At 62.9% G+C, this 15,860-nt stretch carries 10 protein-coding genes and 1 tRNA gene; 7 read left to right on the top strand and 4 right to left on the bottom strand.

The features are described from left to right. Positions 1 to 72 precede the first annotated feature (72 nt). Together LZC94_15715 and LZC94_15710 are read left to right on the top strand one after the other, a co-directional pair. Positions 73 to 441 (top strand): hypothetical protein, encoded by a 369-nt coding sequence (locus LZC94_15715; protein WXB18672.1) that lies wholly within the window; start codon positions 73 to 75, stop codon positions 439 to 441. Next, entirely contained in the window at positions 441 to 2,000 is a 1,560-nt protein-coding gene (locus LZC94_15710; protein ID WXB18671.1) for a serine/threonine protein kinase, read from the top strand. The genes LZC94_15715 and LZC94_15710 overlap by 1 nt, the downstream gene beginning before the upstream one ends. Positions 2,001 to 4,069: 2,069 nt before the next feature. On the opposite strand, the gene LZC94_15705 is transcribed toward LZC94_15710, so the two are convergent. After that, on the bottom strand, positions 4,070 to 5,209 hold the full coding sequence (locus LZC94_15705; protein WXB18670.1) for a hypothetical protein: 1,140 nt from the start codon (positions 5,207 to 5,209) through the stop codon (positions 4,070 to 4,072). Between the two features lie 1,311 nt (positions 5,210 to 6,520). Between LZC94_15705 and LZC94_15700 the strand changes: the two genes are divergently transcribed. The 5 genes from LZC94_15700 (at position 6,521) to LZC94_15680 (ending at position 10,964) form a co-directional block, all read left to right on the top strand. Further along, positions 6,521 to 7,084, top strand: a complete 564-nt coding sequence (locus tag LZC94_15700) for a hypothetical protein (protein ID WXB18669.1) — start codon at positions 6,521 to 6,523, stop codon at positions 7,082 to 7,084. A gap of 109 nt (positions 7,085 to 7,193) precedes the next feature. After that, positions 7,194 to 8,618, top strand: coding sequence for a hypothetical protein (locus LZC94_15695; protein ID WXB18668.1), 1,425 nt, complete (start codon positions 7,194 to 7,196; stop codon positions 8,616 to 8,618). 17 nt (positions 8,619 to 8,635) lie between these two features. Continuing rightward, the gene (locus LZC94_15690) at positions 8,636 to 9,121 is read left to right on the top strand and encodes a hypothetical protein (protein WXB18667.1); all 486 of its coding nucleotides are present in this window, start codon (positions 8,636 to 8,638) and stop codon (positions 9,119 to 9,121) included. A 196-nt stretch (positions 9,122 to 9,317) separates the two neighbouring features. After that, positions 9,318 to 10,154 (top strand): hypothetical protein, encoded by an 837-nt coding sequence (locus tag LZC94_15685; GenBank protein ID WXB18666.1) that lies wholly within the window; start codon positions 9,318 to 9,320, stop codon positions 10,152 to 10,154. 737 nt (positions 10,155 to 10,891) lie between these two features. Continuing rightward, positions 10,892 to 10,964, top strand: a tRNA-Arg gene (locus LZC94_15680). A gap of 446 nt (positions 10,965 to 11,410) precedes the next feature. Here LZC94_15680 and LZC94_15675 read toward each other — a convergent pair. From LZC94_15675 to LZC94_15665, 3 genes are all read right to left on the bottom strand, one after another. Then, positions 11,411 to 11,698, bottom strand: a complete 288-nt coding sequence (locus tag LZC94_15675) for a hypothetical protein (GenBank protein WXB18665.1) — start codon at positions 11,696 to 11,698, stop codon at positions 11,411 to 11,413. 44 nt (positions 11,699 to 11,742) lie between these two features. Then, on the bottom strand, positions 11,743 to 12,888 hold the full coding sequence (locus LZC94_15670; GenBank protein WXB18664.1) for an HINT domain-containing protein: 1,146 nt from the start codon (positions 12,886 to 12,888) through the stop codon (positions 11,743 to 11,745). A 711-nt stretch (positions 12,889 to 13,599) separates the two neighbouring features. Beyond that, a complete protein-coding gene (locus LZC94_15665) occupies positions 13,600 to 15,735 on the bottom strand; it encodes a M4 family metallopeptidase (GenBank protein ID WXB18663.1) in 2,136 nt (711 codons plus the stop codon). Positions 15,736 to 15,860 lie beyond the last annotated feature (125 nt).

The raw sequence follows: 15,860 nt of genomic DNA, 5'->3' as shown, positions 1-15,860 counted from the left end.
TTTCGGCCTCCACCACCTCCCATGCACACGCACACGGACCGTGGCCTATCGCCAGCGTGGTTCTGGATTGGGATGGGTGCGACTACCCTCGGCGCCGCGGGCGCCGTGCTCTCGTGGGTTGACGCGAAGAATATGCATCAGGACTTCCTCGACCATGGTTGCGACAAAAATGGAAATTTCGATTGCTTGCAGCGGGTGGAGGATGGAAAGTCGGCCGCGACTCGTACCAACATTCTATTGGGTGGAGCGGTGGTAACGGGGATTGCAACGGCGGCCGTGGGGATCTTCTTGGTCGATTGGAGAGCGCGCGGCGACGATGCCGCGCATCGAGCGGCGAACAAGCCACCAGGATCGGCGGCGTCGGCGAAGTCACCCTGGCCGAGAATATCGGTTGCGTTGGTGCCGGGAGCATCACACATGGTGATCCGCGGAGATTTTTAATGGGATCCGCACCGCCGCCCATCCCAAAAGACGCTGCACCGGGATCGCGGTACGAGCGCCTCGTCAAGATTGCCTCCGGGGGAATGGCAACGGTTTACGTGGGCCGGCTCCGCGGCGCGCTCGGGTTCGAGCAGCTCGTCGCGCTCAAGCGCCCGCACCCGCACGTCATGCAGCTCCCGGACTTTCGACACTCGCTCATCGCCGAGGCGCGGCTGGCCTCGCGCATCCGGCACGCCAACGTGGTCGGCGTTCGCGACGTGGAGATGGAGGACGACTCCGTGCTCCTGGTCATGGATTACGTCGAAGGGGCCTCGCTCCACGAGCTCCTCTCGAGCGCGCGAGGCACCGATCGAATGCCCCGGATTCGCGTGGGGATGCGCGTGATCCGCGATCTGTGCGCGGGGTTGCAAGCCGTCCACGATTTGACGGACGATGAAGATCGGCCGCTCGGCGCCGTGCACCGCGACGTGTCGCCGCAGAACGTGCTCGTCGGGCTCGATGGCGTCGCGCGCCTCGCCGATTTCGGCATCGCCAAATGCCTCTACACGCACGAAACCTCGACGGGCGAAGGGATCCTCAAGGGCAAAATCCAGTACATGGCGCCGGAGTACATGGCGGGAGCGAGGATCGATCAGCGTTCGGACATTTTTGCCGTGGGCGTGATGCTGTGGGAGATCCTTACGAACCGAAGGCTCTTCAAGGGCGAGAACTCCGTCGCCATCATAAACAAGGTGCTGAGGGATCGCGTACCGCTCGTGTCCGAGGTGGTGCCCGAGCTCGGAGATACCTTCGACGCCCTCGTTGGTCGCGCCCTCGCCCGAAATCCCGCAGGCCGGTTCGAGCGCGCCAGCGATCTCGGCGCCGCGCTGGACGCGACGATCGCGCGCTCGGATTACGCGGGAACGCACGACGAGGTGGCCCGCTTCGTGCGCGATCGCATGGGGCCGCGGCTCCTCGCGCGAAAGCAGCGCATCAAGGATGGCTTGCGCTCGATCTCCGTGCCCGATGTCCCGGCTACGCCCCTGGTCGTCGCACGCGAGCCGGGGCCACCGCTGCCTTTGCCGCTGGAGCTGACGATGAGCCCCGCGGACACCGCGAGGCTGCCCGACCAACCTCGCCCCCGCGCCGGGGCAAGGCTCTCGTTCACGACGTTTGCCTTGGTCGTCGCCGTGGCATTCGGGGGGCTCACGCTCACGGGCACCCTCGCGAGGCGGCCGAATCGCGTTGCAGCGCGCGACTCGGCCGAGGCCTTGCCCTCGAGCCCGACCACGTTCGAGCTCCCCGAGACAACATCGCAGGACGTTGTGGACGTGCCCGCGAGCGCATCGGCAACGCTCGCAGGCGGGCTCGCGAGCGCATCGGCGGCGCCTTCCCCATCCGTCCGAGACGCCGGCCCGCGACCAAACACAACAAGCGAAAAACGCGGCCACGAGGGGAGGCCCCGCCAGAAAGAAGTCGTCCAGGCTCCAAGCACGAGCGCTTCCATGCCGCCGCCGCCTCCGCAGCCATGCAACCCTTATCGCGAGCCATGCCCCAACCCGACGTCACCGAACCTCTGAACGGCGGACGCAGGGAGCATCGGCCATCGTCGTGCTCGGCGACGCCGACGAGAGCCTCGCGCCGCGCGACTTCGCGGACCGGGCACGGCCGAGACGCTTGGTCGCCGCCGACCGTTTCGCGCGTCGGCGCCATCGCGTTCGAGCAGCTTCAACTTGGAATGGGCCATCCTTCTACGCCGCTGTAAGCCGAGCGCGCCGCGTTCTCCAATCGACTTGGCCCCGTGTGATGGATTCGAGCATCAACTCCTGACGATCGAACTCTGCGGATTCTTGGCACCCCAGGGTAGCTTGCACCGATCCGTTCGGCGAGTATTTTTCGCACCCTTTCGACAAGTCAAGGCAATGCTGCGCGAGAGCGGCGCTGCGAGAGGAGATGATCGTTCAGGACGAATAAGGAGCAGCTCGCATATATTGCCGAGGATCAAAAAAAAGGTTACCAAGACGCACGTGAAGACCGCGCAGTCGCGCGGCACCCACGGGGGCCCTGAAGGCTGCGCAGTCGTGCAGTTACGACCGTAGTTCTAGCTTGAGCGTAGTAGCCGAAACGAGAGGCGATGGCGGATCGCATCGCCTCTCGTTTCGAGCGAGAGGTGAGGCTGCACCGTGTGATGGTAGTCTGGCCGGAGAGATAGGCGGGGCTCGTCGAGCACGGCTCCGCAACCAAACGTTTGCGCAAGCGCTCGGATGAAGATCGTTTGAATGTCGATTTGCGCTGAGATGGCCGAGCCGAGGCCAGAAACCTTTCGACGCACGTGCACCGCGTCTCTTCCACGTCACGGGCGCGCAGCGCAGCGTCGCAAGGGTCGAGCATCTGCCGGTGTCCCTGCGCCGGCGTGCTCGGTCACGTCGAGCCCGGGCGAGCGCTTGCGGACAGTCGCGGCAGCCGGTTCGCGCCGTCGAGACGTGCACGTGCCCCTGCGTACGCACCGAGGAAAAGGGTCGTTCATGCGAATGCTAGAATAGTCCCGTCTACGATGCGGCTCGCCGTCTGCTCCAGGGACACAATGGCGGTCAACAAAATCATCATCGATGAGCACATATTGTAACCTTGTTAATTTGTATTTTGACAATACCCGCAGCGAAAGGTAGCGAGGTGGTAGCATAGACCAAGCCCGTGTGGACGGCAATAACAGCGATCATTCCAAGTGCGGTTGGCCAATTTGGCGTACGTCTCGTGCCGGCGTTGCACAATATAAACAGTGCTATCAACATCATTGCAAGCAATGCAAAATTCATCAATAAAAACATACTACGACCTCGTTGATGCGTACCTTCGCCTCTTCTACGGGTAAGTCGAGAGCTCGTGCTCGCGAACGTTCCCGTAGAACGGGACGACTTTCGTGCCGCCACGTAGATGCCGAGGATGGGTACACGGAATAGCACAAGCAGCAAGGCGTACTCCTTTCAGAACGGCACCTCTATGATTTCGAATCAGACGCAACGTGCGGTGTCGTTCCAGACGGTATTCTCACCACACCGTTTGCTCTTGCCCATGAATGCCTTCCTCCTCTTCAAGATCGTGATGCAAGGTGCAGGCCGATGCAATCTTTCCGGCGTTTGTCGCCGTTCATCGAGGCACGCGGATACAGGCGTGTCCAGAATGGGGATCTCGATATCCAGCGCGAAAAGGCACCTCTCGCTGATGTTCAAAAGCATCGGCAAGATTTTCAGCACCTTTGCGGCCACTCGGCGAACACCAACACCTTTGACCTCGAGCCGAGCCGTCCACACAGATGCGAAAGCTCGAACGAGAGCCCGAGAACGTTGGCGTAACGCGCTCGTCGTCCGAGAACACCGCGACGACGAACAATGGGTCAACGATGCCGACAAGGCGTGCGAGATTCGCGCTGGGTGGAACAACACGTCTTCTCCAATTTGCATCCAGTGCCTCGCGTACGCGAAGGTCCCCACTGCGGACGTCCGAACACGGGCAAAGACGTATGCTGCCCGCTCGGCGCGGCCGTCGAAGGGTGTTTTGCGGCGGTGTGCGTCGCGTACTGCAAATCGAACGCATGTCGCCGGTGCGCTACCGATAGCTCCCTGCCGCCGGCGCAATAGCGTGATGACATTCATCGCAGGGGAAACGGCGATGGCAAATACCCCTCGGCGCGACCCTCGCTCACCTCGAAGGTCACGAGCGTTCCTGCGTTTTTGTTCTGGTTGTACTCGCGAAGGCCGGTCATCGTTGCGTCGGCGAAGGACGATGTACCGAGCATGGTGGTCTCGATGATGGCGTAGTAGCCGTAGTTTGGAGATCCCTTGGGTGCGAGGTGTGCGCCCACGAAGGCGTGGCCCGGTACGTAGTTGATGAAGGGCTCCATGCCTATTGCCTCGAGAACGGAGGCCAAGACGAGTGTGCCGTCGATGCAGTTTCCCGTGGTCACTCGGAGCGACTCGGCGGGGTAGCGTACGTTCTGGCTCGCGGCGAAGAAGTTCTGTGGGACGTTGGTGTAGTTGAAGCCGCGCGCCTTCAGGGCGCTCCAGATGGATCCGACTTGATCGGCAAATCCCGCTTGGTCTTGATCGAGGGTGCTGTCGGCTTTGTGGTAGGCGGCATACCCGCTGATGGATTTGTAGGTCGAATAGGTAGCAGCTTCGTGGAGCAGCTTGTCGATTTCGCCCCAGCCATCGTGCGGTGTCGTCAGGGAGAGGGCGGCGATCTTCATCTCCAGGAACCCCAGGCCGAGCGAAGTCGGGTGGGAAGCCCTGAAGAAGTCTTTCCAGATAACGGTGTTCTTCGGCAAGACGCGGGTCGGCTTCGTCGACGCGAATAGCACTTTGCCTTCCTGGGTCGTCAACTTCAGCTCGATGCTCGCGGTGACAGGGGACGTTATTTTGTCGAGTGCTTCGAAATCGAGCGCTGCATCGAACCACCCGCTGACTTCTTGACCCGGATCGAGCTTCACCGTGCCCGTGGCAGGGGTCTTCGTGTAGCCAGCGAGCGCGCCGCTCAGAACGACCGTTTGCTTCGACTTGTTCGGATTGCGGATCGTGATGTTCTGGAACAGGTGATCCCATTTGCCGCCGAGGAGATGGCTCACGTACGCTGGAAAATCACCCGACCTGAGCCCGAATGTGGTCACTTTGGTGACCTCGGGGGCATCGGCGACGCGTTCGACGACCTCGCCGACGCTGTCGTTGTCGCCATTGGTCGTAGGCTCTTTCCCCGGGGGGTCCCCGTGGGGCTCCTCGGCATCATTGCTCTTCACGGAGCAGCCGCAAATGAGAGCTGCGAGGACGAGATGCATGAGCGGTACACGCATGAAGGATGCATGCGAAATAGACATGGACGAGAACGGCATCGTTTACCCCTTTCGTTCGATGCACGCTGCAGCAAGCTGCATACCCTTGTCGACGCACCTTGGCCCGCGCCGGGCGACGTGACATTTCTAGGGCGTGAAGCCTGCGCGCATCGGTTTTCGACGGCTTTTGGCAACGGATCTTCTGTCCTGCGTGGTGAGCGAATAACCCAGGCGGTGTCGTGCGAGGCCATCTCGAGGTAGGTTGGGTTGCTCTCCGGCTCATAGCGAGCCGACCCGAGACGGCGCTGCGGAGTTGCTTAAACACGACCAACTCGGAACGTTCCGCGGTATTCGAAGGCAAGCACTCTGACAGGACAGGAGCTTCGTCGGCGTTTGGAGCGTGACTCGCAGAGCGCTTCTGTTCTCGACCGAATAGGTCCCTAACCACGAATAGCCGCGGCATCTCTCGGACGAAGGGTCGGCTCAGCCATTGTCCAAATCGGCGTCGATATCGTAAGTGCCAAGCTACCGAAGCGCCGATAGTATCGGCGATAGCCTGTCCCTCGCCTCTCTTATCATCGTGTTGGAAACACGTACATATTCACGAGAGAGACGCGGAGGTCTGATCCGCGAGCGGGATGAGGCGCGAGGCCGCGCTCGTCGAGCAAAACGCGTGCGCTCTGGACGCCGCCGCGCACGTGGACGCGCGCTCCGTCGTGAGTGCGGGTGCGGCTCGGCGAAAGGTCCGACGCAACACAGAAGACTGGATGCAACGAAAGCGGATGTTCGTGCACTGCGGATAAACAGTTCGCCAACACTGGAGCCAGACGATCCAGTTACGGAACCGGTCGCAGTCTTCCCACCTGAATCGTGTGGTTGCGAAGTGCCCAGTGCCGATGTCCGTGTGCCCTATGCGGCGCTGGAGAAGCGTCCGACGAACAAGGAGCATGGCGCAAAGCAAATTGCCGCTGAGCTCAAGAATCCATTTTTCATGAATTCCAAGCCGATCTCTCGTATGTAGGCAGCCGCCACTCGATCGGCCCGATCGCACCATGCGATCCCGACGATCGCACCCTGCTAGGCCCGCCCGCACGTCCGGGCCATATCCAACGAGCTGCTACTCGTAAAGGATCGCTGCGTCGGAGATTGTCTGAGGGCCAGCGCTCGGTGGGCTCTTCTTTCGAAATGGCATCGGCATGAGCCCTGCTTGACGAAACATAAGGAGAGGGCGAGAAACACCGCCTTGGACATCCGCTCACCAAATTTTGAGAAAGCAATATGCGGAGAATTTTAGCCCCCTCGAGGCGCGAAGAGCGCGGTGCCGTCGCGGTGGAGTTCCTCATTGCGTTCATGCCGCTGCTGTATGCCTTTCTCTGCTTCACGCAGATGGCCTTCGGGTTCACGGCGGGGGTGGTGATGCGCCACGCGACGACCGTGGTGGCGCGTTATGCGAGCGTGGTGGAAGGATGTGTTCCGCACGTGGCCGAAGCTGCGGAGGGAGAAGGCAATGAGAACTACATGGCCGCGGCGAAGGCTGCGCTCGGGCCCTGGAACGGTAGGATTACGGTCGAGAAGATCAACGTGAGCTATCCCGGTGGCAGTGGCGCGGGCTGCTCGAAGCCGTTCGGCGACGTGTCGACCACGGTCGCGTTCCGATATCAATGCGGCGTTCCGATTGGGAAGAATATATTTTGCCGTTCGGGGGTGCTGTCGAAGGAAATTCGCGCTGTTTCACCCAATCACGGCGCTTGTTACAAGATGAACGCACTGGGCGATGCCACCGACGGTCTCAAAGGCTCGAAGGCTGGGTCCAACTGCGGCGGAGAAGGCAGCGGCTATTGAGCGGTGCAGCCATCGTGGCGCTCGGCGACAAATGACGGTTCGGACAACGACGATTGGAGGATACGTGGATTCTGTCAAGAGACTGAAAGACGATGAGCAGGGGGCGATCATGGTGATAGGGCTCTTGGTGGCCCTCTCGCTGAGCGGGGCTCTTTGGTTCTTGATTGGGATTGGACAAGCCATCGTCTTTCGCGACCGCGGCCAGGAGGCTGCCGACTCCGTCGCGCTTTCGTCGGCCACCATCCATGCGCGTGGGATGAATACCATCGCGGCGATCAACATCATTTCGCTCGCGCTCGTTGCATTTTATCTCATCCTCTCGCTCATCGGCGATATCCTCCTACTTTTGGCGATCGTAGCGGCCATCATCCCGGGCGGGCAAGCGGCCGCGCTGCAGCTCGCAAAAGCAGCGACGACGCCTTACAAGATGGCGGTCAAATACGAAAAGACGGCGCTCAAAACGGCCTTGCCCATGCTCGGCCTCGCGTCGTCGACCGTCGCTGTCACCGCTCCATGGCTCGGCACCGCGGCAGCGGGAGAGGCGGCGCGTCGCTACAGCGACCAAAAGGATTCCTTCATGGGGGTCGCGATAGGTCCATCCAACTTCAACGGCATCTTCTACAAAGAAAATGAACCGAACAAGCCTTCGGACGCGAAGTCACGCGGCGGGGTCCTAGGGTTCCTCGACAAGGGAGAGCACAAGGTCCTGGGGCTACCGGTGAGCCGGGAGAAGAACCAGGCGCTGTGCGTGCGGGCGATCGGCTATCCCATCATCTTGTTGACCAATTGGCTCCGGAGCGTGATCCCCATCCCGATGGTCGGCGCTTGGATCGCGCAAGTCGTGGAGACGGTGGCCATCGCACCTGCGTGGATTCATTGCGGCGGTGAGCTCAAAGAGCTGGTGCCCAAGAAGGTGCTGCCAAACGTCGAATTCGTCGCCGGGAAGCTGGACGGGGCGGTCAAAACGTTGCGAAAGCTCGGGGTGACGATTGACATTCCGCTTGGCGATCGCGACCTCTGGCGCGAACAAGGGCCCAAGGAGATGGCCTTCGCCAATGGCGACACCCACTTCGTGGTGCTCGGCTGGGCGCTGGGTGGCGACTTCCGGGATACGTCGATTCGGAGGGTGCAGCTCGCCTCCCAGCAATACGGCGGCGGCGTGGAGGATTCCGTGCACGCATACGACGCGCAGGCGGAGTTCTTCTACGATTGCGGCGAGACCTGGAGCAAACCGAGCTGCAATGGCCCGAGCAGTATCGGCATAACCGCCACGGGGTATCAGCACGCGCTCTACTCGATTCGCTGGAAGGCACGCTTGAAGCGATCGATGAACCCCCTCGAGGTGCTTGCACGCGTGGGGCTCGAGAAGGGGCTCGAGTACTTCACCGGCAAGGGGTTCCGAGAGGCTCACGCCAAGACTGCCAATGCACCCCTCCTGGATGCGGCCGTGCGTTACTTCGCAGACATGGTCAAGGCGATCCTCAAGGAGCGCTCGCAGACGGCCGGACGAATCCCCACCGGCAATTATCATTGAAACCAAGGAGGACGACGATGCGTAGGAATCGCGCCAGAGAGCGGGGGGCCGCGTTGGTGGAGGGGGCCGTAGTGATGCCGGTCATAGTCATCTTCTATGGATTGATCCTATTCGCCTACAACCATATTACGATCAAGCAAGAGACGATGCTCGTAACCCGGCACAAGGCATTTCAAAATTCGCTGCGTTCGTGCCCCAGCGGCGGGGAGCGCGGCAGCGGTGGATTCGACGACCTGGTGAACGGCGCCAGCAGCGTGGGGGGCGAGCAGGGTCAAGCGGCGATCGGGCAGGCAAAGCTGGACGCGATCATCACCGGAGGTTTCATTGCCACGACCATGACCGAACGCCGGGAGACGACCAATGCACCTCTTACCAGCATGATTCGACGCAACATGCAAACGACCACGAGCTCCGTCTATTGCAATCCGGAGTCGGGATTCAAGGGCAGCATGATGAGCATTGTCAAAACCTTGCTGGGCATGGCCCGCGGGCTCGTCATGTGAATCGCGGGCGTCATGTTTTTTTTAAGTCCGACACGGAGGGAACCATCGTGTGGATTCAGTTTTTGATCGAGCGATTTCACGGCGACTCCATGGCAACCTCCGTGAAGAATGGGCCGCGGGTGTATCGCGTCCTCGTGTACTTTGGAGTGCTCCTCTTGATCGGAGTTTTTTTACGGCCCGCTCGGCGCGGGCCGTAGTGCTGGAGGGCTCCCTTCAAGTCGGGCGGGATCTGCTTCCCATCGCCGACTTGCTGGGCGAGCGCGCGCAAATCAATATTGATGGTGAAACCGCGTGGGTCGGCAGCAGCATCTCGCGCGATCCGATCGACAAGATCCTGGGCCGCTTCGCGGCGAATTGCCGCGAGAATGGGGTAAGCGAGGGCACATGGCAAGGGCTCGCCAAGGAATCCGATCTCGCGAAGGTCGATTTGAATCGCTTCGATCTCGGAATTATCCGGCACGAGAAGGGCAACGAAGGAATGGTCGTCTGTTTCCCCAAGGCGGAGGAAACGCCCGATGGATGGCTCAATCGATTGGCAGCATTCGAGCGGACGCAGGATCTCGGCTCCTTGGGACGGGTGCGCTACGCCTTCGTTCGGAGCGATGGTGCGCAGTCGCACATTCTAACCGTCTGGACCGCGACGCATTTCCACCTCGACAAGCTGGTGGCAACCGATGAATACGAGCCGGGTATGGACAACCCCGCGCTACCGCGCCCCATTCGCGCGCGCCGCACCCTGTCCGCGTCAATCGACGGAACGCCGTACGGCGTGCGCGGATACATCTCGATGGGAACCCCACGTGAAATCGTCGACGCGTACGACACCGAAATGAAAGCGCGCGGCTTTTTCACCGTGACCCACGGCCTCGAGCCCGAACGCGACGCGCGCGGCTATGTCAAGGACGGCCTGATGGTCGTTCTTGGCACCACCCCCACGGACGACGGCAAGAGCATCGTGTCCCTCGTCGAAATGGCCGCCGATCCAAAGGTCAACCCCGCTGAAGCCACCCCTTCTCCTCGCATCGTCGATTAGCGTTTCCCGAGGGGTGCCCCCGTCCAGGCGATCGCCTGTAAGGGGAGCGCCCAAACGCCGAGAGGAGAGCGCGCCCTCAAGCGCACGCTCTGGGTGGCGCTCCCGGGGCGGCAAGTTTATCAATATTGGTATTACTGGACACCGTCGTTGGATCGAGCCCAGTCTGGTCGGCTCGACCTGCGGCAACTGCGCCGCGGCGTCGTTCGATCTCGTCGAGGAAGATCATCAAGGGGAAGTTTCTCGACCTCTGAAAGCCCCACCAGGTGCAAGCGACACCGACATGTCGCGCCCTCGATTCAAACCCGAAACAGGCAGGTTTGGTGCGGCTTTTGGTACAAAGCCTGGCGCAGCGCTGCGCCAAAAACTCAGAGGGCGAGACGCCATGTGCCGGAACTACCGGCTTCCAGTGGCGCCCGCGGGCAGAGTCGAACTACCGACCAACGGTTTAGGAAACCGCTGCTCTACCTCCAGGGGCCGGGAGGGCAGTTCCAGTATTGCTGGAACCGTCTCACGGGGGTGTGGCGCTCCTCACGAAACGACATTTGGGACGTCGCCGGCGCGCGGACGCAGGAAAAGGTGCGGCTCGGCGGGTACGGGATAGACGGGGCCGAGCCGTCCGGCTATTCAAGGGGTCGCTGGCGCCGAGTTTGGTGTCCGGCGTGTCTCGGAGGACGACGTCCCAGAAGGAGCTACGGAAGCCTGTAACTATCGAATATTACGAAGAAAAACTGAGATCCGCCCCCGTAGCTCAGAGGATAGAGCAGCGGTTTCCTAAACCGTTGGTCGGCAGTTCGACTCTGCCCGGGGGCGCCCCTGAAGCGGGTTGTGAGGTCCCCCCGCCGCCGTGATCGTTCGCGTGACGGAGGATGTCTGCCGTGGCGCGCATTTCTCGCAACGGCTTGTCGATCGTACATTTGAGCTCCGATGCGCGATGCCGGCCATGGGTGCATCGTCTTCGCGGGCGCGGGATCGCGTTTCGATGGCGCGTGGAACGATGCTCCAGCACTGCCGGCATGGCTCTCGAAGAAGCTTTAGGGCGCTAAAGACATTGCGCGCCCGCAACACGCGCGGCGCACGAAAAGACACTTTCTCGAATGTCTTGGAGATGGAAGGAGCACGCGCGGCGGTGTCGGAGGGAGTGCGGGCTGGGCACGAGGAAGGGACGCGCGTGAGCTCCACCCGAGCTCGCGTTGCGCGCCTCGGAGCACGGAGGGCTCGAGGTCGAGATGCGGGGAGGTCTCCTCGCGTGATGTTCGTCACCGACGACCAAGGCGATCGGCGACACCGTTGGCGACGATCGTCACGAGGTCGTCGTCGCCGACGATGCTGATGCCGATATAGGTTTCGACTTCGATCCGAAGCTCGCGACCGCGGAGCACGACGATGGCCGTCTCGAGCTCCTGCGAGCCGCCGATGCCCCAGCTCCCGCCGAGATGCGAGGCCCCGAGCGCTACGAGGGTCTCTTCCAACGCGTTGCGCGTGGCCTCGTCGTACTCGGGGCCCAACGTGACCGTTCGCTGCGGCTCGTCGCGGGTGCTCATCATCCGTTATTTTAGACCTTTCTTGCGCGCTCGTCGTGCGGTCGACGTCAGAGCCTCGCTGGCGACCGCGGGGGCGGTATCTTCAATGGAATGGGCGGCGTGTTCACGCCGAGCGATGCGTTGATCTCCTGGTTCGGTCGCGACGCGCTGTCGACGATGCTCTCCCAGCTCTTGCCCTGTCGTCGCAGGTAATCGACCGAGGGGCCGAGCTTATCGCCATACCGCTCTTCGTTGCGCTGGTAAATCAACTCACGGATCTCGGGCGGCGTCGCATCTTTGTGGCGTTCGCCCACCTCCCTGCGCTCGCCGTGTGCCCACGTCGCGATCTCCTTCAATCCCTCTTCGCGTATTCGCTCGTACTCCCTTATCCCTTGCGCGGACTTCAGTTTCTCGTCCAGCTGGTTCAGCCTTGCTTGCGTTTCGTTGCGGAGATCCTCGAGCGCCTTGGCATAACTTTGCCGAATGGCAGCCGGATCGCCGCCATTCGCTTCGTTGCCGCCCGCGCCTGATCCTCCCGGCCCGTCGCATTGGCCGTTGTGAACCAGCACCCCCGTGTGCCCCACGAAGTACGTATGATCGACGTCGACCACGAGGTTGTAGACCGACGCCTCCTGCGCGATGGGTACGACCTTGGTCACGCGAGCTTCGTTTCCCGATCGCTCGATCAGCGTATCGCCGCCGACCAGATCCCCTGCGACCGACCACCCTCGATCGAGCGTGCGATACGGATGGTCCGGCGTGGATCGGACGCGTTCGTGCTCGCCGTCGATGTGTACGATGTGCACGTCCACCAGCGAGGGCGCGGGTCGCACCAGGGTGCGTACCACGGGACGCGCGCGGACGGCATCGTCGGGCGACTCGCCGCGGGCGAACACGAGGTCGCCTTCGCGGAGGCTTTCGATGGGGTGCTCGCCAGATGGCGTGGCGACCAGGGTTCCGGCGACGAAACATGCCCCCGGTCCCCGGCACGAGGCACCTTCGCAAACGACGTTCCCCCCGCCCGGACTTCCATGACCGCCGCCGCCCGTCGGGATGGATCCACCGCCGCCGGAAGGATTCGAGCTCGTGTGCCCATAAAGTGTTGCGGTCGCGACCGAGACGGACTTCGCGTTCTGGGCGCCCAGCACACGATAACCGCCGGCCACCACCAGAAGAATGGCGACGACGAGCAGCGCATATTCGACGGCACTCACCCCTCTTCGATCCGAAAAGAAACGAGTCACGCCCAGGCGGAGCGCCTCCCTTCGGAGTCGATGTGATTCCTGCATATCCCAATTGCTCCCTTCGAACCACGCACGAGTCGGATTCGGCCGCATCCCCTCCCGCGCGCGACGAACGCATCGCCGGGGGCCCGGCCTCCAATTTCGGCGTGTCTCGACGGTCGTTCGCAAACGACATACCGCGGCAGGAGATGGGCGGTGCATCGTGGACGCTCGGTTCACCTCAAACGTCGTACGCCGCGCAATTGCGAGGATCGTATCGCGGCAGGCGCTACCTCGAACGCGATCCGCGACGCAACGCCATTGATGGGATGCGTCCGAACGCAACGCCGACCGCGTTCGATCGCGACGCGCACGGACGAAAGGTGAAAAGCACCCCGGCGAGGGGAGTCATCGCTCGTTCCACCACGACACGTACGGACATCGCTCATCCACCGCGACCCACGCGCGAACATCGCTCGGTCCACCGCGACCCACGCGCGAACATCGCTCGGTCCACGCGACCCACGCGCGAACATCGCTCGGTTCACCGCAACCTACGCGCGAACATCGCTCGGTCCGCCGCGACACGCGCGCGCAGACATCGCTCGGTTCACACGCAAAACGTCGCGCATCCACCGCGACGCGGCGCGCGCCGCAACGGCGGACGCGCGCATCGGAGGTTCAGACGCAGGAAAGCTCGCCCTACTTGATGACGTTGACGGCGCGGCGACGGCGCGAAACGAGGGCGCCAAGGCCGGCGGCCGCGAATAGGATGGCGCCGTACGACGTGCTCGTGGCGTCTTCCACCATGGACGATGAGACCGAGCAACCCTTGGCGGTGGTCTTGAACTGCGCGTCGTCGTTGCCGCTCGGATTGCCGCTGGCGCTGCCCTTGTTTCCGCCCGCGCCGGTGCCCTTGCCGCCACCGGTGCCGTTGCCACCACCCCCGCCGGTGCCATTGCCACCACCGCCGCCCGTGCCATCGCCGCCGCCGGTACCACCACCACCGCCGTCACCACCGCCCGCGCCGCCGCTTGCACCGGTGATGGGCTTGCAGGTCCCTTGCAGGACGCCCACCGCGATCCATGCACATTGCACGATGTTCTTCTCGTCCTGCGTAAAGCTCAAATCGTTCGCGGCCGAGACGTTGCCGTTGGCGGCGGCCGTGAAGTTGCCGTTCGACGTCAGGTACGTCGTCTGCGTGCGGTACCAGAGCTTGGCGGCTTTGTCCCAGCCGATGCCGGCCGACACTTGGACCTTGGACACATCGTTGGTTCCGCCCTTGGTCATCAGGTAGAACGCGTTGTTGGGGATGCCCGAGTTCGTGTGCACGCCGCCGTTGTCTTGCGTGGTGTTCACGTACTTGGACATGTGCGCCGGCTGCTGCCCCTTGTCGGGGTGCGCGAGATCGCGAAACGGCTTGTTGTTCGTGAAGATGCCCTCGCCCAAGAGCCAGTTGTTCGTGTCGTCGGCCTTGTAGCTGTGCTCGATGATCGAACCGAAGATGTCGGATATCGACTCGTTGAGGGCGCCCGATTGCCCTTGGTACGCGAGGTTCGACGTGTATTGCGTCACGCCGTGGGTCAGCTCGTGGCCCACCACGTCGAGGCTCACCGACAGGGCGCGCGCGGTGCTGCCGTTGCCGTCGCCGTAGGCCATCTGCTGGCCGTCCCAGAAGGCGTTGACGACGCCGCTGCCGTAGTGTGCGGTGGAGATGATCGCGCCGTTCTTGCCGTCGATGCCGAGGCGGTTGTGGCCCGTCTTGTAGTAGTCGTAGACCACGCCCGCGAAGAAGTGCGCGTCGACGGCCGCCCCCGCGCCCTGGGCCACGCGGTCCCAGCCCGTGGCGGAGGCCGAGGTCACCAAGGTGCCCGGGAGCGGCGTCTGGCGGTTGGCGATCGAGTAGGTGCGGATGCCGTTTGGGGTGCGCGTGCTGTCGGTGAGCGAATACGTGTTGCCCGACTGCGTGACTTGGATGTTCTTCGTGTCGCCCAGCACGCCCAATCCGGTGCCGGCCACCGTCTCGATGTCGTCGAAGCTGCGGAGCACCGCGCCCGAGTGCGCGTCGATCAGGTAGTCCAACCTGTGCGGCGCCGGCACGTCGCTGCGCAACACCACGTGGTACGCGAGCGCCGCGGGGCCCTGGTCGAGCGCATGGATCACCAGCTCCGGCCCGACCGTCACGCGCGGCTCGTCGAGCGCCCATGCGTCCATTGCGTTCGCCGCGTTCGCCGCGTCGGCGAAGCCCTTGGCCTCCGCCTTCACGAAGGTCGCCTGCTCGGCGCGGGCGCGCGCGAGCGCCTGATCGGCGGTGAGCGTGGGGCCGACGTCGACCTTGTCGAGACCCGGCACGTAGTTGGCGTCGAGCACGCGCAGCGCGCCTTCGGCGTCGTAGTGCACCATCATCTCGGCGCCCTTGACCACCACGCCGCGCTCCACCTGCTGCATGCGCAGATGGGTCATCCCCAGCTCGTCGCGATGCTCGTGCGCGACGACGAACTCATTTCCGGGATCGCGCATCGCGTAGGCATCCCGAAACCGATTCAGGAACGCGACGGTGGCATCGTGGGCGGAGGCGCCGCCCGTGAGCAGCGGTGATGAGCGGCCAACGACGTGCTCCGGTGTCCCTCGTTGCGGATCGCGGGACCACGCCCAGGAAGCTTCGCTCTCGAGGGACATGCGCTCGGCGAGGCTCATCACGGAGCGCGCTTGCACCGCAGTCACGTCTGCTGCGTTTGCCGCATTTGCCGCATTTGCCGCGTCTGCCCCGTCGCCCGAGCCCGCGTTGCTGCTGCATCCCACGAATACCAATCCAAGTAGCCCGATTCGTTTGCCCATCTGGACCTCCAGCGGGCGCGGCCCCCCGTGAGAAAAAGGCTCCGCGCGCTCACGACGGGCCCTCTCGCAAGGTGCAGGCCATCGGGGTGGAGGTCCTCCCGAGGACCGGGAGAACGCGGGTTTGT

The organism is Sorangiineae bacterium MSr11954, from assembly GCA_037157815.1.
In the GTDB taxonomy this organism is placed as follows: domain Bacteria; phylum Myxococcota_A; class Polyangia; order Polyangiales; family Polyangiaceae; genus Pendulispora; species Pendulispora albinea.
The sequence above is the reverse complement of the archived record's forward strand: the minus strand, read 5'-3'. Positions and strand labels throughout refer to the sequence as shown.

Coding starts and splice junctions, on each gene's coding strand:
- LZC94_15715 (WXB18672.1), top strand. CDS start 73: ATGGGTGCGACTACCCTCGGCGCCGCGGGCGCCGTGCTCTCGTGGGTT.
- LZC94_15710 (WXB18671.1), top strand. CDS start 441: ATGGGATCCGCACCGCCGCCCATCCCAAAAGACGCTGCACCGGGATCG.
- LZC94_15700 (WXB18669.1), top strand. CDS start 6,521: ATGCGGAGAATTTTAGCCCCCTCGAGGCGCGAAGAGCGCGGTGCCGTC.
- LZC94_15695 (WXB18668.1), top strand. CDS start 7,194: ATGGTGATAGGGCTCTTGGTGGCCCTCTCGCTGAGCGGGGCTCTTTGG.
- LZC94_15690 (WXB18667.1), top strand. CDS start 8,636: ATGCGTAGGAATCGCGCCAGAGAGCGGGGGGCCGCGTTGGTGGAGGGG.
- LZC94_15675 (WXB18665.1), bottom strand. CDS start 11,698: ATGATGAGCACCCGCGACGAGCCGCAGCGAACGGTCACGTTGGGCCCC.
- LZC94_15665 (WXB18663.1), bottom strand. CDS start 15,735: ATGGGCAAACGAATCGGGCTACTTGGATTGGTATTCGTGGGATGCAGC.